This window comes from Nocardia sp. NPDC052112, assembly GCF_040680135.1.
GTDB lineage: Bacteria > Actinomycetota > Actinomycetes > Mycobacteriales > Mycobacteriaceae > Nocardia.
The window spans coordinates 153,640-177,931 of sequence record NZ_JBFAWD010000004.1; the positions used below are offsets into that span (position 1 = coordinate 153,640).

Below are 24,292 nucleotides of genomic sequence, written 5' to 3' on the forward strand. Positions count from 1 at the left end.
GCCTGGAGCCTGCAGGCTCTTGCGACTATATGACGCGAGTCACACTTTCGCTGGCATAGGCGAGGAACGTGTCCTGGCTGTCACCGGCCGGCGTAAGTCGCCTTCCCGGGTCCGACCTCCAGGAAGCTGCGCACCGCGCCGCGCAGATCCGCGGTGTCGAACAGCGCGCCCGACACCTCCGGTGTCACCGAGTCCGCGTGCGCCACACCGCCGGAGCGCCATGCCTCGATGATCTGTTTGGTCGCGGCATGCGCCCGGGTCGGGCCCTGGGCCAGGCGATTGGTCAATTCCCTTGCGGCGGCTTCGACATCGTCGTGAATGGCGTTGACCACGCCCCATTCCGCCATGGTCGCGGCGTCGTAGAGGTCACCGGTCATCACGAATTCGCGGGCACGGCCCGAACCGGCGCGCTCGGCCAGTCGCTGCGGACCGCCCATCGACGGTGTCAGGCCGACAACCGTCTCCACCAGACCGAATTTCGCCTTCGGCGCGGCCAGGATGATGTCGCAGGCCAGGGCCATTTCGAAGGCGGCGGTCAGCGTGAGACCGTGCGCGGCGAAGACCACCGGGCACGGCAGCGCCTCCAGCGGATGAATGATCTGCGCGAACAGGGTGCGCCACAGTTCGGCGCCCTGCTCGACGGCTGAGGGGACGGCAGCCGACGGAGTCGGCGAGGTGGGTGAGATGAGCCCATCGAAGACATGCACGTCGACGCCGCCGGAGACCAGCTTGCCCTCGGCCCGCAACAGCACCGCGCGCGGCGGGTTCGCCGACAGTTCGGCGAGATCCTCGATGAGCGCATCGAGCATCGACCGGTCGAAGAGATTCAGTGGCGGATTGGCCAGGCTGAGGGTCGCGACCTCGGCGCCACCGTCGGTGGTTTCCCGGATCAGCCTGGTGGCCTTCGTATCACTCATTCGGCAAGAGTAGGGCCTACCCACCCGCCGGCTCCGCCGACGGCCATCGCTCAGGCGTGGATCTGCCAGACTAGGCGCGTGACCAAGTCGGTATCGGAAAATGGCTCCTACGTCGAAGCCGGTGAGTTCAAGCGAGATACGAATTACATCACCACACGCATTACCGCCGACGGCCGCGACGGGTATCCGGTCGAGCCCGGCCGCTATCGGCTGGTCGCGGCGCGGGCCTGTCCGTGGGCCAACCGCACGCTGATCGTGCGCAGGCTACTGGGGCTGGAAGATGTCATCTCGCTCGGGTTGTGCGGACCGACGCACGACAGGCACAGCTGGACCTTCGATCTGGATCCCCGTGGGGTGGACCCGGTGCTCGACATTGCCCGGTTGCGGGACGCCTACCTCGCGCGATTCCCGGACTATCCGCGCGGCATCACGGTGCCCGCGGTCGTGGATGTCCCCACCGGGCAGGTGGTGACCAATGACTACGCGCAGATCACACTCGACTTCGCCACCGAGTGGACCGCATTCCATCGCCCCGGCGCGCCGCAGCTGTATCCGCCGGAGTTGCGGGCCGAGATCGACGAGGTGAACACGGCGGTCTTCCGGGATGTCAACAACGGCGTCTACCGGTGTGGCTTCGCCGGAACGCAGGACGCCTACGAGGCGGCCTACGATCGGCTCTTCGCACGGTTGGACCTGCTGTCCGAACACCTCACCACCCAGCGCTACCTGGTGGGCGACACCATTACCGAGGCCGACGTGCGGCTGTTCACCACGCTGGTCCGCTTCGATCCGGTCTATCACGGCCATTTCAAGACCAACCGCTCCAAGCTGACCGAAATGCCGGTGCTCTGGGCCTATGCACGCGATCTGTACCAGACACCGGGATTCGGCGACACCGTCGATTTCGGCCAGATCAAAGAGCACTACTACGTGGTGCACGCCGATATCAACCCGACGCAGATCGTGCCCAAGGGGCCGGATCTGACCGACTGGCTGACCCCGCACGGCCGAGAAGCGCTGGGCGGCAGGCCATTCGGCGACGGTACTGCGCCGCCACCGCCGCCGCTCACCGAACGAGTGCCTGCGCTGCGCGAACCGGCGTGACCGAACCGACACTGGGTACACCCACCCCGCCGGCTGCCATCCCCCATCGGGAACCAGGCCGACCGGGTACATCGTTGTCATGACGAGTTGATGGCGGTCGGTGCAATAAGGTCATTGCGTACGGGCGGAAGAGGAGGATATCGCCGTGTTCAAAGGCACGTTCGAGAAGACGGTGGTCCAGCTACTCGATACCGGGTCGCGCCTGCAGGCGCCCGCGGTCGCCAAGTACGTGGACCGGCTGCGGCGTTCGCATCCGTCGGAGACTCCCGCGCAGATCATCGAGCGGCTGGAGCACCAGTACCTACTCGCGGTCACCGGCAGCGGCGGTGCGGTCGGCGCGACGGCCGCGGTGCCGGGCGTCGGCACCATCGCGGCGCTCGCGGCGGTCAGTGCCGAGACCACCTTCTTCATGGAGGCGTCCGCGGTGTTCACGCTGGCCGTCGCGGCCGTGCACGGCATCTCCCCCGAGGACAAGGAGACGCGGCGGGCGCTGGTGCTTGCGGTCGTGCTCGGTGAGAGCGGGATGGAGATCGTCGAGAAGACGGTCGGTCATTCGGCGAAGAACTGGGGCACGCTGTTCGCCAATAAGATTCCGGGCCTGTCGAGCATGAACGATTCGCTGCTCAAGCGATTCATCATCCGCTTCATCACCAAGCGGGCCGCATTGATGGCGGGCAAGGTGGTGCCGGCCGGTATCGGCGCGGTGATCGGCGGTGTCGGCAACCGGGCGCTCGGTAAGACCACGATCAACAACGCGCACAAGGCATTCGGCCCCGCGCCGGTGACCTGGCCCGCCGATCGGCAGCTCGTCATCGACGCCGATCCGCTGCCCGCCCTGGATCCGGCCAAGCCGCAACCCCCGACCACGCCACGATGAGCGCGGGCCGACCACTCGCCTTCGCCGTCCGCGGCCTGACCAAGCGCTACAACCTGGTGACCGCGGTCGAAAACGTGAGCTTCACCGTGCCGTCCGGGACCACCGCCGCCCTGGTGGGTCCGGCGGGCGCGGGTAAGACAACGATTCTGCGAATCCTGCTCGGACTGCTCCAGCCGACCTCCGGAACCGCCGCCGTCGGCGGACCGGGCTCCCGGCGGCGCAACGGATCCGCGGTTGTCGTCGGCGGTATGTTGCAGCCGCGTGGGTTCCATCCGGCGCGCAGCGCACGTGATCACCTGCTGGTCTATGCGGCGGCCGCGGGTGTCGAGGACACGCGGGTCGACGAGGTGATCCAGTTGGTCGGCCTCGGCGAATCGGCGAGGATGCGGGCGGGCGAGCTGTCGGCCGGATCACAGACCCGGCTGGCCCTGGCGACCGCACTGCTCGGCGACCCGCAGCTGCTGATTCTGGATGAGCCGTTGGCCGATCTCGACGCCGCCGAACGCGCGTGGCTGGCGGACTTCCTGCGACGGCACGCCCGCCGCGGTGGGTCGGCCCTGCTGTCCAGCGAAAGCCTGGCGAATGTAATTGCGATGGCGGACAGCATCATTGTCGTGAGCGAGGGTTCGGTGGTGTATCAGGGCACACCAGCCCGACTTCGGCGCGGCCATCCCGATCGGCTGGTCGTCGCCGCATCCACCCCTATCGCACTCGCGACAATGTTGGCCGCCCAGGGTTTCACCGATGCGGTGATCCGCCCCGACGGACGCCTCGCCATCGCCGAGGCGACCGAAGCGCAGATCCGCGCGGCGGCGACGGCGGCCGGTGTGCGCGTGGACACCATCACCGCCGACCAGATCCACCCCGACCGAGTGCTCGCCGCATTGGTCAAACCGGCCCGCCCGCCACAGCCCGCCCCCTACGCCGGGATCGCACCGCACCAACCGACCCCCAACGGGATTCCACGATGATCACCGTTCTGCCACCGGACCTCGTTCCGGCCGTCAACTCCGAGGTCCGCAAGGTCAGCACACTGCGCGCCAGCCGCATCCTCGCCGCCCTGATACCCGCGATCGCACTCGTCGCGAGCACGGTGACCGCACTGCTCGCCGGACCCGCCGATCCGAAATCCAATCCGGCCACGGGCGCGGCGACCATCGGGCTGTATATCGGTCTCGCGGCCGCGATCGTGGTGGCCGGTGCCTTCGGCGCGGCCGGTGCCGGTGCCGAATACCGTTACGCGACAATGCCATCCACCGCCCTGTTCACCTCGGACCGGGACCGGCTCGCCGCCGCGAAGTTCCTCGTCACCGCGGGCTTCGCGCTGGCGACAACCTTCGTTGTCGAACTGATCGCCTTCGCCTGCCTGCTCGGGTTCGGCCGCGGCAAATTCGACTTCGGACTGCGCTTACTGGCCGTTCTCGGCGGCGGCCTGCTCGCCGCGGTCTGCTGGTCCCTGATCGGCGCCGGTCTGGGATTGTTGCTGCGCACCTCCACCACCGCGGTCGTGGCGATGCTCGGCTGGCTGGTGATCATCGAACCCTTGATCTGGGTCGTCGCCAAGGCCGTTGGCTTGGCCGGGATGGTCACCGTCCTCCCCGGCTCCGCCACCGTCAGCACCGTCGCCGTCGGTTCCTTCAAGGACAGCGACTTCCTGGCCCCCACCCCCGCCGCCCTGGTGGTCCTCATCCTCTGGACTACCGCCGCCGCGGGCGGGGCCTGGTGGTTGCTCCGTACCCGCGATATCTGATCCGGTCCCGTCCGCAGGGAACAAACACCGGTGCGGCGCGCGTCATTACCGTCGGTATCAGCACGACAGGACGGGTGAGCAGCGGACGTGACCGAGCGCGATATGGGTTGGATGCGCAGACTGTGGACCGAGTGCTGGAGCCACCGGGGAACGGTCACGGGCATCGCGATCGCGTTGGCGGCCGGAGCAGTGGTCGAGATCTCGGCGCCACTGCTGACCAAGCGGGCAGTCGACGCGGCCGGAGTCGGCGATACGTCCGTCATCGGTACTATCGCCGCCCTGCTCGCCCTCGTCGCATTCGGCCGTTTCTCGGCGGCCTTCGGACGCCGCATGCTGGCCGGACGGCTTTCCCTCGATGTGCAGCACTCGCTGCGTGTCAGCCTGCTCGCCTCGCTGCAACGACTGGACGGTGTCGGGCAGGACGCGCTGCGCACCGGACAGGTGGTGTCGCGGTCGATCACGGATCTGCAGTTGGTGCAGGGCCTCTTGGCGATGACCCCGCTGTCCGGATTGGCATTGCTGGAGTTCCTGCTGGCCGCCGCGGTCATGGTATGGCTGTCGCCGCCACTGGCCGTCGTGGCACTGCTGGTGGTCCCGGCCATCGCAATGCTGGTGTACCGGATGCGACCGCGCCTGTACGCGGCAACGTGGTCGGCGCAGCAGCGCGCCGCCGAGGTCGCCCAGCATGTCGAAGAGACGGTCACCGGTGTGCGGGTGGTCAAGGGCTTCGGGCAGGAAGCCCGGATGGTGCGCGTGCTCGAGCAGCACGGACGCGTCCTCTACGCCGAGCGCATGCGCGCCGCCGCGATCAATGCGCGCTTCGCACCCGCGGTGACCACGATTCCGCAAGCCGGGCTGGTCGCGGTGATCGTTGTCGGCGGACTGCTCGCCTTGCACGGCGTGATCGGTATCGGCACCTTTCTCGCCTTCTCCGCCTACGTCACCACCATGACCGTCACCACCCGCACCATGTCCTCGGTGGTAATCATGGCCCAGTTGACCAGAGCCGCCGCCGAGCGCGTCTACCAGGTCATCGACGCCGCACCGGAAATCGCCGACCCGCCCACTCCGGTCGATCTGCCCGACGGGCCTTTGGGCATCGAAATCGATGCCCTGACCTTTGGATTCGACCCGTCTCAGCCCATTCTGCGCAACCTCGACCTGACCGTGCGGCCGGGCGAGACCGTCGCCATCATCGGCCCCGCAGGCTCCGGGAAGTCGACACTGTCACTGCTGCTCCCCCGCTTCTACGCCCCGGACTCCGGCACCATCCGCCTGTTCGGATCCGGCACTGCGGAGTCCGCCGACGAGGTCGTGGATATCGCCGACCTGCGCGCATCCGATCTGCGCAGCGCGGTCGGGGTGGTGTTCGACGACCCGTTCCTGTTCAGCGCCACCATTGCCGCGAATATCGCGCTCGGCCGACCCGAGGCCACCGATGCGGAAATCCGCTACGCGGCAAAGCTTGCCGCGGCCGACGAGTTCATCACCGAACTCTCGGACGGGTACGACACGGTGGTCGGCGAACGCGGATTGACGCTGTCCGGCGGGCAGCGGCAGCGAATCGCTCTGGCCAGAGCGCTATTGGCGCGGCCACGGATTCTCGTACTCGATGACGCGACGTCCGCGGTCGATGCGGTGACCGAGGCCGCGATCTTCGACAAACTGCCCGATGCGGGCGGACGCACCACACTGATCCTTGCGCATCGGGAATCCACACTGGCCCACGCGGATCGGGTGGTCCGGCTCCCCGGCCCGGTTTCGTATGGCACCGCCGACACCCCGAGCGCCGACACCCCACGGTCAGCCAGCCCCGGACACACCGACGACCTCGCACAGACCACCGCCAGCAGTGACGGACACACCACCGACCCCGGACACACCACCGCTGCCAATCCCAAGCCCACTACCAATCGCGGTGGCAACACCGCTGGCGGCGCAAGGCGCACCACCACCGATCACGTGCTTACCGCCGCTAGCGGCCTCGGACGCACCACCACCAGTTACGGCCGCACCACAACCCCCACCAGCGGCCCGGGCGGATTCTCCGGCGCGGCAGCCGATCTCAGCGAAACTCCCGAATTGCGCCGCACCATCGAACATCTACCACCGGCCACCGAACAACCCGGCCTGGACGACGAACAACTGCGCCAACCGGATCCCGAATTCCGACTCACTCGCCTCCTCCGCCCGGTGCGCTGGTTGGTACTGACCGTCATCACCCTGCTCGCGCTGGACACCCTCACCGGTGTCGCCTTCCCACCGATCGTGCGCTACGCCATCGATTCCGGTGTGAGCGACCACGACTCGACCGCACTCGCCAGGGCTGGCGGGCTCGGTGCGGTCTTGGTGGTGCTCGGGCTCGCGATCGGCGCGGCGACCACCGTACTCACCGCCCGCACCGGCGAACGCGTCCTCTACGGGCTGCGCGTGCGTAGCTACGCCCATTTGCAACGGCTCGGCCTGGACTACTACGAGCGCGAACTGTCCGGTCGCATCATGACCCGCATGACCACCGACGTGGACGCCCTCTCGACCTTCCTGCAAACCGGTGTCGCGACCACGCTGATCGGCGCACTCACCCTGGTCGGCATCGCAGTGGCACTGCTGGTCATCGATGCCTCGCTGGCCGCGGTAGTGCTGATCGCATTGCCGCCGCTGCTGGTGGGGACGGCGCTGTTCCGTCGCGTCTCGTCGACCGCGTACACCGTCTCGCGCGAACACGTCTCGACCGTCAATGCCGATTTCCAGGAGAATGTCGCCGGACTGCGCGCCGTTCAAGCCAACCGGAACGAGCCGGTCGCCGCCCGCCGTTTCGCCGAATACTCCGATCGCTACCGTGCCAGCCGGATGCGTGCCCAGCGCGCGATCGCCATGTACTTTGCCTTCGTCATCGCATGGGCCGATCTGGCACTGGCCGCGGTCGTGTACTTCGGCGCGCGCGAGGTCGCCCACGATACGACGACCGCGGGCACACTCATCGCCTTCGTGCTCTACCTGCAACTGCTCTTCGGCCCGATCCTGCAGTTGTCCCAGGTTTTCGACGGCTACCAGCAGGCACGCGTCGGCTTGCGCCGCATCGGTGATCTGCTGCGCACCCCGTCCTCGATTGCCGCCGATCCACCGGACGCGATCGCGATCGGGCACGGATTGCGCGGCGAGGTCGTCCTCGACGACATCCGATTCCACTATCCGGGCACCGAGCAGCCCGCCCTCGACGGCGTATCGCTGCGGATCCCGGCCGGATCCACGTTGGCCTTGGTCGGCCCGACGGGCGCGGGCAAGTCGACCATCGTCAAGTTGCTGGCCCGCCTCTACGACCTGCCCCGTGATACCGACGATCCGGGCGCGATCGCGGTCGACGGCATCGACATCCGTGATTACCGCCTCACCGACTACCGCGCCCGGCTCGGCATCGTCCCCCAGGAAGCTCACCTCTTCACCGGCGATGTCGCCAGCAACATTGCATTCGGGAAACCTTCGGCCACCGAAGCCGAGATCGCGGCGGCCGCCGACGCGGTGGGTGCCGCCGATATGATCGCCGCGCTACCGCGGGGCATGCGTCATCCGATCGGTGAGCGCGGGCGCGGCCTCTCGGCGGGCCAACGCCAACTGATCGCACTCGCCAGAGCCGAGCTCGTTTGCCCGGATCTCTTGCTGCTCGACGAGGCCACCGCCACCCTCGATCCGGAGACCGAGGCATCGGTGCTGGTCGCAAGCAGGTCGCTGACTCGCGGCCGGACCACCGTCGTCGTCGCGCACCGGCTGGGCACCGCCGCGCGAGCCGATCGAATCGCCGTCGTGGAACGCGGACGAATCGCCGAAATCGGATCGCACGACGCACTGCTGGCCGCCGATGGCCGCTATGCCCAGCTCTGGGCGGCGGCCAGCGAAAGCGGGGGAATATTCTCGAGTGAGGACGGGTCGTCATCTTTGGGATCGGGGTTGTCCGGTGGTCAGTCGGTCCACTGATTTGCTGCTGGGCCTATCCTCAGAGAGGGCGCATCGGCGCGCATCCGCTGATCCCCGTGCCGGGCACGTCACAAACGTCGCAGCGCGAAGAACGAAATGAGGCGAACACCTGCTGTGAGCAGCTCAACTTCCCAGTTCGGACAGAACCAGTGGCTAGTCGATGAGATGTATCAAAAGTACAAACAGGATCCATCTTCCGTCGATGAAAGTTGGCACGAGTTCCTCGCCGATTACACGCCCGAAGTCGCGGGTGATTCTGGTAACAGCGCCGCGCCCGCGCAGGTGGCCAACCCGGCTCCGGCCCCCGCGCCGGTGAACGCGGCCCCGGCCGCAGCGGCCCCCGCCCCGGCGGCGCCCGCGCCCGCCGCGCCCACGCCTCCCGCGCCCGCGAAGCCCACCACCCGCGCACCACAGACGACTCCCGCGCCGACCTCGAATGCCGCGCCCACCTCCGGCGCGCCGAAGCCCGCCGATACCGCGACCGACGAGGCGAAGGTCCTGCGTGGCCCGGCTGCCGCCGTGGTCAAGAACATGTCCGCGTCGCTGGCCATCCCGACCGCGACCAGCGTGCGCGCCATTCCGGCGAAGTTGATGATCGACAACCGCCTGGTCATCAACAACCACCTGGCCCGCACCCGCGGCGGCAAGATCTCCTTCACCCACCTGCTCGGCTATGCGATCGTGCAGGCGGTCAAGTCGTTCCCGAATCTGAACCGGCACTTCGCCGAGATCGATGGCAAGCCCAACGCGGTCACCCCCGCGCACACCAACCTCGGCCTCGCCATCGACCTGCAGGGTAAGGACGGCAACCGCTCGCTGGTCGTCGCGGCCATCAAGGGCTGCGAGGCGATGACCTTCGGGCAGTTCCACACCGCCTACGAGGACATCGTGCGCCGCGCCCGCGACGGCAAGCTCGGCATCGACGACTTCACCGGCGTCACCATCTCGCTGACCAACCCGGGCACCATCGGCACGGTGCACTCGGTGCCGCGGCTGATGCCGGGCCAGGGCGCGATCGTCGGCGCCGGCGCGATGGAGTACCCGGCCGAATTCCAGGGCATGAGCGACGAGCGCATCAACGAACTCGGCGTCGGCAAACTGATGACCCTGACCTCGACCTACGACCACCGCATCATCCAGGGCGCGGAATCCGGCGACTTCCTGCGGACCATCCACAACCTGCTGATCAGCGACGAGTTCTACGACGAGATCTTCCACGGCCTCGGCGTGCCCTACGAGCCGGTGCGCTGGCGCAAGGACGTCAAGGAACGCGGCGTCGACAAGAGCACCCGCGTGCTCGAGATGATCGCCGCCTACCGTAACCGCGGCCACCTGATGGCGGACACCGATCCGCTGCGGCTGGTCAAGGACAAGTTCCGCAGCCACCCGGACCTCGATGTCACCCAGCACGGCCTCACCCTGTGGGACCTGGACCGCACCTTCGATGTCGCCGGCTTCCACGGCCAGGAGCGGATGAAGCTGCGCGATGTGCTCTCGGTGCTGCGCGATGCCTACTGCCGCCACGTCGGTGTGGAGTACACCCACATCCTGGAAACCGAGCAGCTGCAGTGGATTCAGGAGCGGGTCGAGCAGAAGCACGTCAAGCCGACTGTCGCACAGCAGAAGTACATCCTGAACCGGTTGAATGCGGCCGAGGCCTTCGAAACCTTCCTGCAGACCAAGTACGTCGGGCAGAAGCGCTTCTCGCTCGAGGGCGCCGAGGCCGTCATCCCGATGATGGACGCCACCATCGACCAGTGCGCCGAGCATTCGCTCGACGAGGTCGTCATCGGTATGCCGCACCGCGGTCGTCTCAATGTGCTCGCCAATATCGTCGGCAAACCGTACTCGAAGATCTTCACCGAGTTCGAGGGCAATATGAACCCGGCGGCCACCCATGGCTCCGGCGATGTGAAGTACCACCTCGGCGCGCGCGGCACCTACCTGCAGATGTTCGGCGACAACGAGATCGAGGTCTCGCTGACCGCCAACCCCTCGCATCTGGAGGCCGTCGACCCGGTGCTCGAGGGCCTGGTACGCGCAAAGCAAGACCTTTTGGACAAGGGCGACGGGCCGGAGGGCTTCTCCGTCATGCCGCTGATGCTGCACGGTGACGCCGCGTTCGCGGGTCAGGGTGTGGTCGCGGAGACGCTGAACCTGTCGGGGCTGCGCGGTTACCGCGTCGGCGGCACCATCCACATCGTGGTGAACAACCAGATCGGCTTCACCACCGCTCCGGAGAACAGCCGCTCCACCGAATACTCCACCGACATCGCGAAATTCATCGGCGCGCCGATCTTCCACGTGAACGGTGACGATCCGGAGGCCTGCGACTGGGTGGCGCGGCTGGCGGTGGACTTCCGCCAGAAGTTCCGCAAGGACGTCGTGATCGACATGGTCTGCTACCGGCGTCGCGGCCACAACGAGGGCGACGACCCGTCGATGACCCAGCCGGAAATGTACGACGTCATCGACACCAAGCGCTCGGTGCGCAAGGCATACACCGAGAGCCTGATCGGCCGTGGCGATATCTCGCTCAAAGAGGCCGAGGACGCGCTGCGTGACTACCAGGGGCAGCTGGAGCGGGTGTTCAACGAGGTTCGCGAGCTGGAGAAGTACGTCCCGGAGCCGAGCGAATCGGTCGAGGACGACCAGCAGGTGCCCACCACCATCCTGACCGCCGTCGATAAGACGGTGCTGCAGCGCATCGGCGACGCATTCCTCAATGTGCCGGACGGCTTCAGCGTGCACCCGCGCGTCAAGCCGGTGCTGGAGAAGCGGCGTGAAATGGCCTACGAGGGCAAGGTCGACTGGGCCTTCGCCGAACTGCTCGCCTTCGGCACGCTGATAGACGAGGGTCGTGCGGTTCGCCTGACCGGCCAGGACTCGCGTCGTGGCACCTTCACCCAGCGGCATTCGGTGATCATCGACCGCAAGACGGCCGAGGAGTACACCCCGCTGCACAACATCGGCAGCACCACTCCGGGTTGGTTCGCGGTGCACGACTCGGCGCTCAGTGAATACGCCGCCGTCGGCTTCGAATACGGCTACTCGCTGGGCAACCCGGACGCACTCGTGCTGTGGGAGGCGCAGTTCGGTGACTTCGTCAACGGTGCGCAGTCCATCATCGACGAGTTCATCTCCTCCGGTGAGGCCAAGTGGGGTCAGCTCTCGGAGGTCGTGCTGCTGCTGCCGCACGGTCACGAGGGGCAGGGTCCGGACCACACCTCCGGTCGCATCGAGCGCTTCCTGCAGCTGTGCGCCGAGGGTTCGATGACGGTCGCCGTGCCGTCCACCCCGGCGAACTACTTCCACCTGCTGCGCCGCCACGCGCTCGACGGCATCCGCCGCCCGCTGATCGTCTTCACCCCGAAGTCGATGCTGCGCAACAAGGCCGTGGTCTCGGACCTGAAGGACTTCACCGAATCGAAGTTCCGCTCGGTCTTCGACGAGCCCACCTACGAACAGGGCATCGGCGACCGCAACAAGGTCGAGCGCGTCCTGCTCACCAGCGGCAAGCTCTACTACGAGCTGGTCGCCGAAAAGGCCAAGCAGAAGCGCGAAGACGTCGCCATCGTCCGTATCGAGCAGCTCTACCCGCTGCCCAAGTTCCGCCTCAACGAGGCACTGGCTGGTTACCCGAATGCGACGGATATCGCCTGGGTTCAGGAGGAACCGGCCAACCAGGGCGCCTGGCCCTTCTTCGGCCTGAACCTCCCGGAACTCCTCCCGGAGCGGTTTACGAAGTTGCGCCGCATTTCCCGCCGCGCCATGTCGGCGCCTTCTTCGGGTTCGTCGAAGGTCCATGCCGTGGAGCAGGCCGAAATCGTCGCCGAGGCCTTCGAGCCGACCGCGTAGTTTTCGCCCCAACGCCGGGCCGAATCCACTCTCCCCCAGAGTGATTCGGCCCGGCGTTGCTGTTGCCCGCACCGCCCGCGAAGGATCCGCGGGCATGCTGCTCGGCCGTCGCGGACGTCGACGAGCGCCACGGCGACAGCTCGAAAGCGCACGGCTACCGCGGTGCCGGACCTGCAGTTCCAGGGTCGGCGGCCTGGTCGGTGTGGTCGCTGGGGCGCCATGCTGCAACCACGCCCGGGACATGATCCTGGACAACGAAACTCGCGCGGGTCTGGATCGGGGCGCCGGGGCGGCGGACGTACGGAACCACGCGGAAGTCGGTGCGCCACAGGGAATGGTCGAGGTCGACTCGGACGTATCCGCGTTGGGAGTTGAAGAATTTCATGTCCGGGTTGGCGGTGAGGAGGTTGCGGCCGGTGGGGTTGATATCGGTGCCGTCACCGCCGGTTGTAATCGATGTGCCGGTGAATTCGGCGGCTACGACCGGGGAATCGGTGGTGACATAGTCGGAGCGGAGGTCGGCGGCGTAGTTGTGGTGGCGGTCGCCGGTGATGACGACGAGGTTGTGGATATCGCGGTCGGCGGCGGTGGCGAGGACGGTGTTGCGATCGGCTACGTAGCCGTCCCAGGCATCGGTGCCGAAATCGGTGGCGGGGCCGGGGTCGTAGTCGGATTGGGCCATGGCCACCTGGTTACCGAGGATCTGCCAGCGGGCGGTGGAGCGGGTGAGGCCGTCGAGCAGCCAAGCTCGCTGCGGTGCACCCAGTATCGAGCGGTCGGGCGAGAGTCGGCCGGGGCAGTCGTCGCCGATATTGCCGTTACCGCAGGCTCCGCCGGTGCGGTATTGGCGGGTGTCGAGCATGGTGATGTCGGCGAGGTCGCCGAAGGTGTAGCGGCGGTGGATGCGCATGGTCGGGCCGGACGGCAGGGCCGCGATGCGCAGTGGCTGATGTTCGTACATCGCTTGGAAGGCTGCGGCTTTGCGGCGGCGGAACAGGGCGGGGATGCGGTAGATGTCGAGGCCGAGGCCGGGATGGTCGGCGAACCAGTTGTTGTCGATTTCGTGGTCGTCCATGGTGACCAGCCACGGAAACGCCGCATGCGCGGCGCGCAGCGGTTGTTCGGCCTTGGCTTGGGCGTAACGCAGTCGGTAGCCAGGTAGGTCGACCGCTTCGGCATCCAGATAGGGCTCCACCGATATGCCCTCGCGACCACGGTTCCAGCCGCGTTCGTAGATGTAATCCCCGAGGTGCACAACGAGATCGAGGTCTTCGGCGCTCATATGCGCATAGGCGGTGTAGTAGCCAGAGGTCCACGATTGACAGGACGCGAACGCGAATCGCGTTCGCGCGGTGGGCTGCCCGGACGCGGGTGCCGTTCGGGTACGACCGACCGGCGAAATCGCCGAGCCCGCGCGAAATCGGTAGAAATACCAACGATTCGGCTCTAGTCCGCCGACCTCTGGATGGACCGTATGTGCGAGTTCGCGCGTGGCGACAGCACTTCCCCGCGCCACCACATCCCGAAATTGCTCGTCGTGCGCAACCTCGTAGTCAACAGTCACCGGATGCTGCGCCATCCCGCCGAGCCCGTCCGGTGCCAACGGATCCGGCGCCAACCGCGTCCACAACACCACCCCATCCGGCAGCGGATCCCCCGAAGCCACCCCCAACGTGAACGGATCCCCCAACCACCGCGGCGCCCGGAACCGCCCACTGCTCGCCGCGGACGCCCCTACCAACACCGCAACCGACCCAGCGGCACCGAACCGCAACAACTTCCGCCGCGACAGACCCATACGACTCCAAGCCTAGTCCTTCGATTCGGCACAGTGGCCGGTCGACGACAGTTTTTACGCGATGTTCCAGAAGTACTCGAAACCGCAGATCACCCACGCAGCGCGGCAGCCAGCGCGGGATTGAGCGAAAGCGCAAGGGCCAGTAGGGATTCGACCAAAAGGTCGACCAACTGTTCGCGGGTGATTATTTCGTGGCGGAGCCAGGTGAGAGTGGTTTCCTCGACGAACGCGATCCAGCCGCGCATGGCGAGGATGAGGCGTGGGCGGTCGATGTCCGGAATATCGACGGGCACTTCGGTCAGGATGATGTCGATGATGACGTTGCGGGTCTGGTCGACGAGCGGGAGCACCTCGGCGCTCACACTGGCCGGTCCGCGCAGTAGCGATACGTACGAATTGCGGTTTTCGCCGACATACTCGATGTAGCGCTCGATCGAATCGCGCAGCATCTCCAACACCCCGAGGGTGCGGTCGGGTGCGATGCGCTCCAGTAGCTCGGCATTGGCGTGGCGGACTATCGCCAGTTGAAAGTCCTGTTTGGTCGGGAAGTAGTGGAAGAGCAGGCCGCGGGAGATCCCGGCCGCCTCGGCGATTTCGGTGATCGAGATGTCTTCGATGGCGCGGTCACCGAGCATCTTGGCGCCCAGGGTGATCAGTTGCAGACGGCGTTCTTCCGGGCTGAGCCGGGTGCGCTTGACAGTTTCTCCGGTGCCTCGACTACTCACGGAGCCATCTTACTGAACGCTGGTCAATACTATTGACCCGCGCTCAATAGCGCCGTAGTCTGGATTACATGAGTCGCAAGGTTACAGACAAAGCTGTCGACGACCGGCCAGCCCGCCACGCCAAGACGATCATCATCGGCAGCGGTTTCGCCGGTCTGGGCCTGGCGATCCGGTTGAGCAAACAGGGCCGCAACGACTACCTCGTATTGGAGCGCGGCAGCGATGTCGGCGGTACCTGGCGCGACAACACCTACCCCGGCGCGGCCTGCGATGTGCCGTCGCATCTGTACTCGTATTCGTTCGCACTGAACCCGAACTGGTCGCGCTCGTTCTCCAAGCAGGGCGAGATCCAGCGCTACATCCAGGGCGTCGCGCGCGAGCACAACGTGCTCGACAAGCATCTGTTCAACTGCGACGTGACCGCGGCCCGCTGGAACAGTGCCACCAACCGGTGGCATATCGAATCGACCCAGGGCAGTTTCACCGCCGACACCGTGGTCTCCGCGGTCGGCGCGCTCTGCGAGCCCGCACTCCCGGATATCAAGGGCATCAACGGTTTCGAGGGCGACATCTGCCACTCCGCCCGCTGGAATCACGACGCCGATCTGACCGGCAAGCGCGTCGCCATCATCGGCACCGGCGCCTCCGCCATCCAGATCGTGCCGTCGATCGCCCCACAAGTCGCGCAGCTGGACGTCTACCAGCGCACCGCGCCCTGGCTCCTGCCCCGCATGGACCGCCCGTACACCCTGCCGGAGCGCTTCGCCTTCCGGCGCGTCCCGGGCTTCCAGCGACTATCCCGGGCCGCCATCTACGCCGCACGCGAAACCCAGGTCGTCGGTCTGGCCAAGGTTCCGGCGCTGATGCAGGCCTTCGAACTGATCGCAAAGGCCAAGCTGCAGTGGGAGATCCGCGATCCGGAGCTGCGTAAGAAGGTCACGCCGAACTTCCGGATCGGCTGCAAGCGCATGCTGATCTCCAACGACTACTACCCGGCGCTGAGCCGCCCGAACGTGGACGTGGTCACCGACGGTATCGCCGAGGTGCGCCCGAATTCCATCGTCACCGAGGACGGCACCGAGCGCGAAATCGACGCACTCATCGTCGCGACCGGCTTCCACGTCACGGATTCACCGACCTATAACGCCATCTCGGGCAAGGACGGTCGCACCCTGGCCGAGGTATTCGACGAGATCGGCCAGCAGGGCTACAAGGGTTCGGCCGTCGCCAACTTCCCCAATATGTTCTTCCTGCTCGGCCCGAATGTCGGCCTCGGCCACACCTCGATGGTGTACATGATCGAATCGCAGATCAACTACATCGCCGATGCCCTGGCCACCGTCGACCGCTCGAGCCTGCGCACGGTCGAGGTGAAGCGCGCGGTGCAGGACGCCTACAACAAGGACCTGCAGAGCAAACTGGTGAAGAGCGTGTGGAATACCGGCGGCTGCGCCAGCTGGTACCTGGACAAGCACGGCAACAACACCACGCTGTGGCCGGACTTCACCTTCGAATTCCGCAGGCTGACCAAGAAGTTCGACGTCTCCGCGTATGACACGACAACCGTCGACACCTCCCGAAACGATGATCTGAAAGTGGTGGCACAGTGAGCAACGATGCTTACTTCAAGGACAAGGTTTGTGTGATCACCGGAGCGGGTTCCGGCATCGGCCGCGCCCTCGCCGAGAATCTGGCCAGGCGCGGCGCCAAACTGGCGCTGTCCGATATCGATACCGACGGCCTGGCCGAGACGGTGCGCCGCTGCGAGGCGTACGGGGCCGAGATCAAATCCGACCGGCTGAATGTGGTCGAGCGCGAAGCGGTGCTGCTGTACGCCGATGCCGTGAAGGCGCATTTCGGCACGGTGCACCAGATCTACAACAACGCGGGTATCGCCTACCACGGCGAGGTGATCCGCTCGGAGTTCAAGGACATCGAGCGCATCATGGACGTCGACTTCTGGGGCGTCGTCAATGGCACCAAGGCCTTCCTGCCGCTGCTGATCGAATCCGGCGATGGCCACGTCGTCAACGTGTCCAGTCTGTTCGGCCTCATCGCGGTGCCCGGCCAGAGCGCTTATAACGCAGCCAAATTCGCGGTGCGCGGGTTCACCGAATCACTGCGCCAGGAGATGCTCGTCGGTAAGCATCCGGTCAAGGTGACCTGTGTGCATCCGGGCGGTATCAAGACCGCCGTCGCCCGCAATGCCACCTACGCCGAGGGCATCGACAGCGCGAATGCCGCATCGCTGTTCGACAAGAAGCTGGCCATTCACACGCCGGAAATGGCCGCGCAAACCATCACCGAGGGTGTCCGCAAGGGACACGGCCGCGTGCTGATCGGTTGGGAGGCCAAGCTGCTCGACCTGTTCGTCCGGGTCACCGCCTCCGGCTATCAGCGCATCGCCGCCGTGGCGAACCGCCCCTTCCTACCCTGAGCCCCGGCGCGGGGAATCGAGGAAAACCCATGCGTGACATCAATATTCCGCTGCCCATCGCACGGACGCTGCTCAGTCCGATCTTTCGGGTGACGCTGAATGCGCGGCTGCCCTGGCAGTTGCAGCGGCTGCTGCTCGATATCGGTTCGCGCGCACAGTTCCTGCCATCGGGCACGACCGTGCACCAACTCCGGCTCGGCGGCCGACCCGCCGAACGGATCACCGTGAGCTCGGCCGGACCGAACCTGAACGCTGGCGCCGTGCTCTATCTGCACGGCGGCGGATACGCGGTCGGATCGCTTGCGACCCATCGCTCGTTGGCCGCCCGGCTGGCCCGCGAAACCGGTTGTGCCGTCTATGTTCTCGACTACCGACTGGCACCGGAGCACCCGTTTCCCGCCGGACTCGAGGACGCCGAATCGGCCTTCCTCGAGCTGATCGGAAATCTCGGCTACCGCCCCGAACAGATTGCGCTGTCGGGTGATTCCGCGGGTGGCGGACTTTCGCTCGCCACCGCACAGCGGCTGATCGCCGAACACGGCCATACCCCCGCGGCGCTCGGCCTGATCGCGCCGTGGGTGGATCCGAATCAGGTCCCGGACACGTTCCGCGATCTGGTGATCAACCGACCGTGGTCGCGCGCGTGCGCCGCGGCCTACCTCGGCGCCGGGGACGGCAAGGACACCGGTTACGCACCGCTGCACGGTGAACTGCGGGGTTTGCCGCCGACGTATGTACAGGTCGACGTCAGCGAGCTGCTGCATCCGCAATGTGTCGAATTCGTGACGGCACTGCGGGCGGCGGGGGTCCCCGCACGGCTTACTGAGAGCAAAGGGCTATGGCACGTCGCGCAGCTGCAGGCCGCCCTTGTCGGCCCAGCCGCGACGGCACTGTCCGAACTGGCCGATTTCCTGCGAGAAGCGGTCCAACCGGTCTCACTGCGCAACATAGGATAGATCTGCGAGCAGGCCGAGCTGACGTCCCGGTCACAGGTGTCGTAGATTACTGGCGAGTAAACCCACGTGGAAGGGCACTGATGCGAGAGTTCGAAGTCCAGGCTTCCTACACCATCCCGGAAGATGCGAACAATTCCGATAACGTCTTCCGGCACGCCGAGCAGTCGCCCGGCGCGGTGCTGTTCAACGTCACCACCGATGGCGGCTGGCGGGAAATCAAGGCCGCGGAATTCGCCAAAGCGGTCACCGATGTGGCCAAGGGCCTCATCGCCTCCGGTCTCGAGCTCGGCGATCGGGTCGCCATCATGGCCCCGACCCGCTACGAGTGGGTGCTGCTCGACTTCGCCGTCTGGGCCGCCGGTGGCTGCACCGTCGCCATCTACGACAGCTCGGCCGCCGAACAGGCCAAGTGGATCCTGCAGGACTCCGCAACCAAGCTGCTGGTGTTGGACAGCGACAAGCACCGCAAGGTCATCGATGAGATCGAGGCGGACGCGCTGCCGGATCTCGAGGAGACCCTGCAGATCGACAAGGGCGCCGTCGACACTCTGATCGCGCGCGGCGCCGACCTCGACGACGCGACCGTGCACGCGCGCCGCGCCGAGGTCAATGCCAAGTCCCCGGCCACCCTCATCTACACCTCGGGCACCACCGGCCGGCCCAAGGGCGTCATGCTGTCGCATGCGAATCTGTACGCGGAGTCGAAGTCGGACCGGATCGCGCTGAGCCGGTACGTCGCCGAGGGCAAGAAGACGCTGATGTTCCTGCCGCTGGCGCACGTCTTCGCCCGCGCCGTCACGCTGGCCGCATTCGACGCCAAGGTGATCGTCGCCTTCACCGCCGACTGGTCCACTCTGGTCGAGCAGTTCGGCAGCTACCGCCCGCACTTCATCCTCGCGGTGCCCCGAGTATTCGAGAAGGTGTTCAACAGCGCCAAGCAGAAGGCGCACGACGGCGGCAAGGGCAAGATCTTCGATGCGGCCGCCGAGACCGCCATCGCCTACAGCCAGGCCCTCGACAACGGTGGGCCCGGCCTGGTGCTCGAGCTCAAGCACAGGCTGTTCGACAAGCTCGTCTACAGCAAGCTGCGGGTCGCGCTCGGCGGTCAGTGTGAGGCCGCGGTCTCCGGCGGCGGACCGCTCGGTGCGCGCCTCGGCCACTTCTTCCGCGGCGTCGGCGTCACCATCTACGAGGGCTACGGCCTCACCGAGACCACCGCGGCCATCACGGTGAACACACCCGGCAATATTCGCGTCGGCACCGTCGGCAAGCCGATCGAGGGCCATGCGGTGAAGATCGCCGAAGACGGCGAACTGCTGCTGCGCGGATCCGTTGTCTTCAACGGTTACTGGGGCAATCCCGAGGCCACCGAGGACGCGTTCACAGACGGCTGGTTCAAGACCGGTGATTTGGGCGCGGTCGATGGCGACGGGTACGTCACCATTACCGGCCGCAAGAAGGAAATCATCGTCACCGCGGGCGGTAAGAACGTCTCCCCGGGGCTGATGGAGGATTCGCTGCGGGCCCACCCGCTGATCAGCCAGGTCATGGTGGTCGGCGACGGACAGCCCTTCGTCGGCGCGCTGATCACCCTCGATCCGGAAGCGCTGCCGGGCTGGAAGGAGCGCAACAACCTGCCCGTCGACATCCCGATCGAGCAGGTCATCGAGAATCCGGCGCTGGTCGCGGAGATCAATGCCGCGGTGGCCGAGACCAATAAGAAGGTCTCGCATGCCGAGGCGATCAAGAAGATTCGCATCCTGCCCGTGGACTGGACGCAGGAGACCGGTGAGCTGACACCGAAGATGTCGCTGAAGCGGGCCGTGGTGATGAAGCAGTACGCGTCCGAAGTGGAGAAGATCTACGGCTGACGCTGGTTGTACGAGGCGCCGTCCGCGAATTGCGGGCGGCGCCTTCGTGTTTCACCCGGTCTGAGCAGCGATTCCGCGGCAGACAGTGGCGCTGAGGCCAGACGCGGCGCTCACTGCCGCGCGGTGCGCGCCGCCAGGAAATCGTCGATCAGCGGCGCGATCTCGGCCAGATGCGTCTCCAGCGCGAAGTGGCCCGTATCGAAGATGTGCAGCTCGGCGTCGGGGAGATCGACAAGGTAGGCGTGCGCGCCGGGCTCGGGAAAGAACGGGTCGTTCGAGCCCCAGACAATGAGGGTAGGCGGGGTGTACGTGCGCAGCCACTGCTGCCATTCGGGGTAGGCGGCGACATTCGACTTGTAGTCGAAGAAGAGCGCTATCTGCGCCTCCTTGCGGCCGGGCAGGTCGAGGAAGTACTGATCGAGGATCCACGATTCGGGGCTGAGCACGGCCGGGTCGGGGACGCCCTGCTCGTACTGACTGCGGGTGCCTTCCAGCGTGAGCAGGCCGCGAATCGTGTCTTCCGCGCCATCCTGCTCGGGAGGCAGTGCGGTGAAATGGCGGGCGAGATCCGACAGTCCCGCCTCGTAGGCATTGCCGTTCTGGACTATGAGGCCATTGACCCATTCGGGGTGACGCAGCGCGAGACGGAAGCCGACCGGAGCACCGAAGTCGAAAACGTACATCGCGAATTCGCGCAGTTCGAGCCGCTCGACGAAGCCCTCGACCACATCGGCCAATCGGTCGAAGGTGTAGTCGAAATCGGCGGGTGCGGTCGTGTTTCCGAAGCCCGGGTAGTCCGGGGCAAGCAGCCGGTACTGCGCGCCGAGCACATCGAAAAGCCTGCGGAACTGGTGCGAGGCCGACGGGAAACCGTGCAGCAGCAATAGCACCGGTGCGTCCGCGCGATCGGGGACCGATTCGCGGTAGTGGACCTCGACGCCGTCGACATCGATGTTGCGGTAGTGGACAACTGGCAGATCGATCATGGCCTCACACGCTTCCTTTCCGTGATGTTGCATTAGTTTTAGCCGACCGACTGCTAATGTGTCAACCGCATGATGTAGCATTAGAGTCATGGCCGAAGCCCCGCTGGTCGGTGAGCCGCTCGCACTGGACCTGGTCAACACCCGACCGAGCGGTGCCGATCTGCTGTCCACCCGGGACGACCTCGCGAATTGGCTTGCGCTCCAGGCCGAACGGTTTCCGGAGCTGGCGGTTGCCCGCCCCACTTCCGCCGACCTCGCCGCCGTGCACGCGGTACGCGACCACATCGGCGCCATCCTCGACGCACTGATCCGCGATCGCCGTCCGCCCACCGATGCATTGCGCGAACTCAATGCCGCCCAGGCCGCCGCGCCCGCGATCCGACAGCTGGAATGGGGCGGTGCCGCCGTGATCGCCACCATGCGCCGCGATGGCACGGCGGCCGAGAGGCTGGCCGCCGTGCTGGCCGAAGCCGCCACGGATCTACTCACCGATCCATCGATCGGCAAGCTGAAGCGTTGCGAGGCCGACGACTGTGTCCTGCTGTTCCTGCCCGCACACCCGCGCCGTCGCTGGTGCTCGCCCGAACGCTGCGGCAACCGCGTCCGCGTCGCCCGCTATTACCAGCGGCACAAGCTCGCGGACTGATGCTCACGTCACCGAATGGTCATACTCCCCGACCACACCCGGCAGTACGCTCGGACCATGGCTGAACTGCGCTTTCGGGTGGTGGCGGGCATTGTCGCCGCCGGTCTTGCACTCGGCGTGGCCGAACTCGTCGCCGCCGTCACCGGCCCCGACAGCGCACCCCCGAACGCCCTCGGCTCGACCGTCATCGACCACACGCCGGACGGCCTGCGCGAATGGGTCATCCAAACCTTCGGCACCAACGACAAAACCCTGCTGTTCGCCTGCATGGCATTCGTGGCCGTGCTGGTCGCCGGATTCATCGGTGCCATCGAACGAACAGACCACCCCCGCGGATCCTGGCTCCTGGCTGCCCTCGGCGTGCTCACCGCGGCCATAGCCATCGGCCGCACCGGATTCTCCGCCGCCTGGCCCACCATAATCGGCGTCGCCGCAGGCATTTACGCCCTCCGCGTCCTGACCGACCGTATCGACGACGCAGCGGCAGCCGCGCCTACCCCGGCACGCTCCGCGCCAGAGGTCCCCGCAGCCCGTCCGATCGCCGCCACCGAGAAGGAGCCTGTGGTCGATGCGGCAGGGTCCGCGGCCCGGCCGCAGCGGCGACAGGTGTTGCGCGGCATTGCGATTACCGGTGGACTGGCGTTGCTCAGCGGGGTGGGCGGGCGGCTGATCGGGGCGCAGCGGCGCGATGTCTCCGGCGAGCGGGCGGCGATTCAGTTGCCGGAGCCGAGCGGACCGGCGGTTTCGCTTGCGCCCGACGCGGATTTGAAGTTGCCGGGGCTGACACCGTATCTGACGTCCAATAGCGACTTCTATCGGATCGATACCGCGCTGATCGTGCCGCAGCTGTCCGTCGACGATTGGTCATTGCGGATCCACGGGATGGTGGATCGCGAAATCCAGCTCAGCTGGGCCGATCTCGCCAAGCGCACACCGGTCGAAACCTTGGTGACGCTGGCGTGTGTATCGAATCCGGTCGGCGGCGATCTGATCGGCAATGCCAGCTGGCGCGGCTATCGCCTGGACGAACTGCTCGCCGAGGCCGGACCGCATTCGGATGCCGATATGGTCCTGTCGCACAGCATCGACGGTTTCACCGCCGGCAGCCCGCTGGCCGTACTCACCGACGGCCGCGATGCGCTGCTCGCCGTCGGCATGAACGGCGAACCACTTCCGGTCGCACACGGCTATCCGGCTCGACTGGTCGTCCCCGGCCTCTACGGATACGTCTCCGCCACCAAATGGGTGACCGAACTGGAGATCAACCGCTTCGACCGCGCCACCGCCTACTGGACCCGCCGCGGCTGGTCCGCCTACGGCCCCATCAAGACCGGTACCCGCATCGACACCCCGCGCGCCCGCGCCAAACTGCGACCGGGCAGTATCGCCATCGCCGGTGTGGCCTGGGCCCAGCACCGCGGCATCCGAGCCGTCGAAGTCCAAATCGACGACGGCCCATGGCAACCCGCCCGACTGTCCACCGAACAATCCATCGATACCTGGCGCCAATGGGTCTACGACTGGAATGCCACCCCCGGCCCGCACACCATCCGTGCCCGCGCCACCGACGGCACCGGCGAAACCCAAACCGAAGCCCGCGCCCCCGTCGTCCCCGACGGCGCCACTGGTTACCCCTCCACCACAATCCAGGTCGGCTGACGGTTGCAACGACGCTCATGGGCTCCGCAGCGCTAACTGGCCGATCGGGTTAACCACGATAGGATCGAGCCCGGTATTCGTTGCCGGTCCCGAGGAGCGCAGCATGTCCGCCGTATTCGATTGGGCGCGGGAAGAGAACCTGCAGCCGGAGCTGATCACGGTGGAGATCTGGAAGGAGCTTCCCGAGGATTTCTGTCGCCTTGTCGAAGTGGTCAATGGCGAGGCGGTCCGGGCGGAATCACCGAGTCGACCGCATCAGACAGCGACGTTCAGACTTGCGCACATGGTCGACCAGGCGATCGCCGAATACGTCGACCGCCACCAGGACGAATGCCTGGACACAAGCATTGACTTCGATGTTCTGCTATGGGAGACGCCGCGAACAACAATCAGACGACCTGATCTCGGCATTTACGAATGTGCACCTGCGGATCTTCGGCCGCTGCCCGCTCACCTGGTAAAACTGGCCATCGAAATCGTGTCACCGGGCACTACGAAGGTCGACCTGGTCGAGAAGAAGGCGGAGTACGCCATTGCGGGTATCCCGTGGTATTGGATCGTCTGGGTCGTCGATAACCGCGTCTCGATGGTCGAGATCTTTGTTCTCGACCATGTCCTCGGCCAGTACCGACCTCATGCGAAGTTAACGCCGCATGAGCCGCAGACCACCGTCGATCTACCGATTCGAATAACCATCGATTGGACCCAGCTGGCCGGGCTAGCCCGCTGACAAGTG

The 24,292-nt window shown here is 66.3% G+C and carries 17 protein-coding genes; 13 read left to right on the forward strand and 4 right to left on the reverse strand.

Going from position 1 to position 24,292, the window contains the following annotated elements:
* Positions 1–80 precede the first annotated feature (80 nt).
* Positions 81–917: an enoyl-CoA hydratase/isomerase family protein gene (locus AB0L58_RS09115; protein ID WP_364383601.1), complete on the reverse strand. Its 837-nt coding sequence runs from the start codon at positions 915–917 to the stop codon at positions 81–83.
* A gap of 78 nt (positions 918–995) precedes the next feature.
* Here AB0L58_RS09115 and AB0L58_RS09120 point away from each other — a divergent pair, with 78 nt between their 5' ends.
* From AB0L58_RS09120 to AB0L58_RS09145, 6 genes are all read left to right on the forward strand, one after another.
* Entirely contained in the window at positions 996–2,021 is a 1,026-nt protein-coding gene (locus AB0L58_RS09120; RefSeq protein WP_364383604.1) for a glutathione S-transferase C-terminal domain-containing protein, read from the forward strand.
* A 145-nt stretch (positions 2,022–2,166) separates the two neighbouring features.
* Entirely contained in the window at positions 2,167–2,898 is a 732-nt protein-coding gene (locus tag AB0L58_RS09125; protein WP_364383607.1) for a hypothetical protein, read from the forward strand.
* Complete coding sequence (locus AB0L58_RS09130) at positions 2,895–3,869, forward strand: ATP-binding cassette domain-containing protein (protein WP_364383610.1); 975 nt, start codon at positions 2,895–2,897, stop codon at positions 3,867–3,869. The genes AB0L58_RS09125 and AB0L58_RS09130 overlap by 4 nt, the downstream gene beginning before the upstream one ends.
* A complete protein-coding gene (locus tag AB0L58_RS09135; RefSeq protein ID WP_364383613.1) occupies positions 3,866–4,648 on the forward strand; it encodes an ABC transporter permease in 783 nt (260 codons plus the stop codon). The genes AB0L58_RS09130 and AB0L58_RS09135 overlap by 4 nt, the downstream gene beginning before the upstream one ends.
* Before the next feature lie 102 nt (positions 4,649–4,750).
* Positions 4,751–8,620 carry an ABC transporter ATP-binding protein gene (locus AB0L58_RS09140; protein ID WP_364384509.1) on the forward strand — a complete coding sequence of 1,290 codons (3,870 nt, stop codon included), beginning with the start codon at positions 4,751–4,753 and terminating at the stop codon, positions 8,618–8,620.
* Positions 8,621–8,716: 96 nt separating this feature from the next.
* Positions 8,717–12,478 (forward strand): multifunctional oxoglutarate decarboxylase/oxoglutarate dehydrogenase thiamine pyrophosphate-binding subunit/dihydrolipoyllysine-residue succinyltransferase subunit, encoded by a 3,762-nt coding sequence (locus AB0L58_RS09145; protein WP_364383616.1) that lies wholly within the window; start codon positions 8,717–8,719, stop codon positions 12,476–12,478.
* Positions 12,479–12,632: 154 nt separating this feature from the next.
* On the opposite strand, the gene AB0L58_RS09150 is transcribed toward AB0L58_RS09145, so the two are convergent.
* Both AB0L58_RS09150 and AB0L58_RS09155 read right to left on the reverse strand, forming a co-directional pair.
* A complete protein-coding gene (locus tag AB0L58_RS09150) occupies positions 12,633–14,276 on the reverse strand; it encodes an alkaline phosphatase D family protein (RefSeq protein WP_364383619.1) in 1,644 nt (547 codons plus the stop codon).
* An 89-nt stretch (positions 14,277–14,365) separates the two neighbouring features.
* Positions 14,366–15,001 carry a TetR/AcrR family transcriptional regulator gene (locus AB0L58_RS09155; RefSeq protein WP_364383622.1) on the reverse strand — a complete coding sequence of 212 codons (636 nt, stop codon included), beginning with the start codon at positions 14,999–15,001 and terminating at the stop codon, positions 14,366–14,368.
* A 68-nt stretch (positions 15,002–15,069) separates the two neighbouring features.
* On the opposite strand from AB0L58_RS09155, the gene AB0L58_RS09160 reads away from it, so the two are divergent.
* The 4 genes from AB0L58_RS09160 to AB0L58_RS09175 all read left to right on the forward strand — a co-directional run bounded on the left by AB0L58_RS09160 (position 15,070) and on the right by AB0L58_RS09175 (position 20,265).
* Positions 15,070–16,611 carry an NAD(P)/FAD-dependent oxidoreductase gene (locus AB0L58_RS09160; RefSeq protein WP_364383625.1) on the forward strand — a complete coding sequence of 514 codons (1,542 nt, stop codon included), beginning with the start codon at positions 15,070–15,072 and terminating at the stop codon, positions 16,609–16,611.
* Positions 16,608–17,438 carry an SDR family NAD(P)-dependent oxidoreductase gene (locus tag AB0L58_RS09165; RefSeq protein ID WP_364383628.1) on the forward strand — a complete coding sequence of 277 codons (831 nt, stop codon included), beginning with the start codon at positions 16,608–16,610 and terminating at the stop codon, positions 17,436–17,438. Before AB0L58_RS09160 ends, AB0L58_RS09165 begins: the two co-directional genes overlap by 4 nt.
* A 29-nt stretch (positions 17,439–17,467) precedes the next feature.
* Positions 17,468–18,394, forward strand: coding sequence for an alpha/beta hydrolase (locus tag AB0L58_RS09170; RefSeq protein ID WP_364383631.1), 927 nt, complete (start codon positions 17,468–17,470; stop codon positions 18,392–18,394).
* A gap of 80 nt (positions 18,395–18,474) precedes the next feature.
* Positions 18,475–20,265, forward strand: coding sequence for a long-chain fatty acid--CoA ligase (locus AB0L58_RS09175; protein WP_364383634.1), 1,791 nt, complete (start codon positions 18,475–18,477; stop codon positions 20,263–20,265).
* A gap of 110 nt (positions 20,266–20,375) precedes the next feature.
* Here AB0L58_RS09175 and AB0L58_RS09180 read toward each other — a convergent pair whose 3' ends face one another.
* The gene (locus AB0L58_RS09180; RefSeq protein WP_364383637.1) at positions 20,376–21,251 is read right to left on the reverse strand and encodes an alpha/beta hydrolase; all 876 of its coding nucleotides are present in this window, start codon (positions 21,249–21,251) and stop codon (positions 20,376–20,378) included.
* 88 nt (positions 21,252–21,339) lie between these two features.
* On the opposite strand from AB0L58_RS09180, the gene AB0L58_RS09185 reads away from it, so the two are divergent.
* The 3 genes from AB0L58_RS09185 (at position 21,340) to AB0L58_RS09195 (ending at position 24,286) form a co-directional block, all read left to right on the forward strand.
* The gene (locus AB0L58_RS09185; protein WP_364383640.1) at positions 21,340–21,897 is read left to right on the forward strand and encodes an ABATE domain-containing protein; all 558 of its coding nucleotides are present in this window, start codon (positions 21,340–21,342) and stop codon (positions 21,895–21,897) included.
* 57 nt (positions 21,898–21,954) lie between these two features.
* A complete protein-coding gene (locus AB0L58_RS09190; RefSeq protein ID WP_364383643.1) occupies positions 21,955–23,556 on the forward strand; it encodes a molybdopterin-dependent oxidoreductase in 1,602 nt (533 codons plus the stop codon).
* A 103-nt stretch (positions 23,557–23,659) separates the two neighbouring features.
* Positions 23,660–24,286: a Uma2 family endonuclease gene (locus AB0L58_RS09195; RefSeq protein WP_364383646.1), complete on the forward strand. Its 627-nt coding sequence runs from the start codon at positions 23,660–23,662 to the stop codon at positions 24,284–24,286.
* Positions 24,287–24,292: the final 6 nt, after the last annotated feature.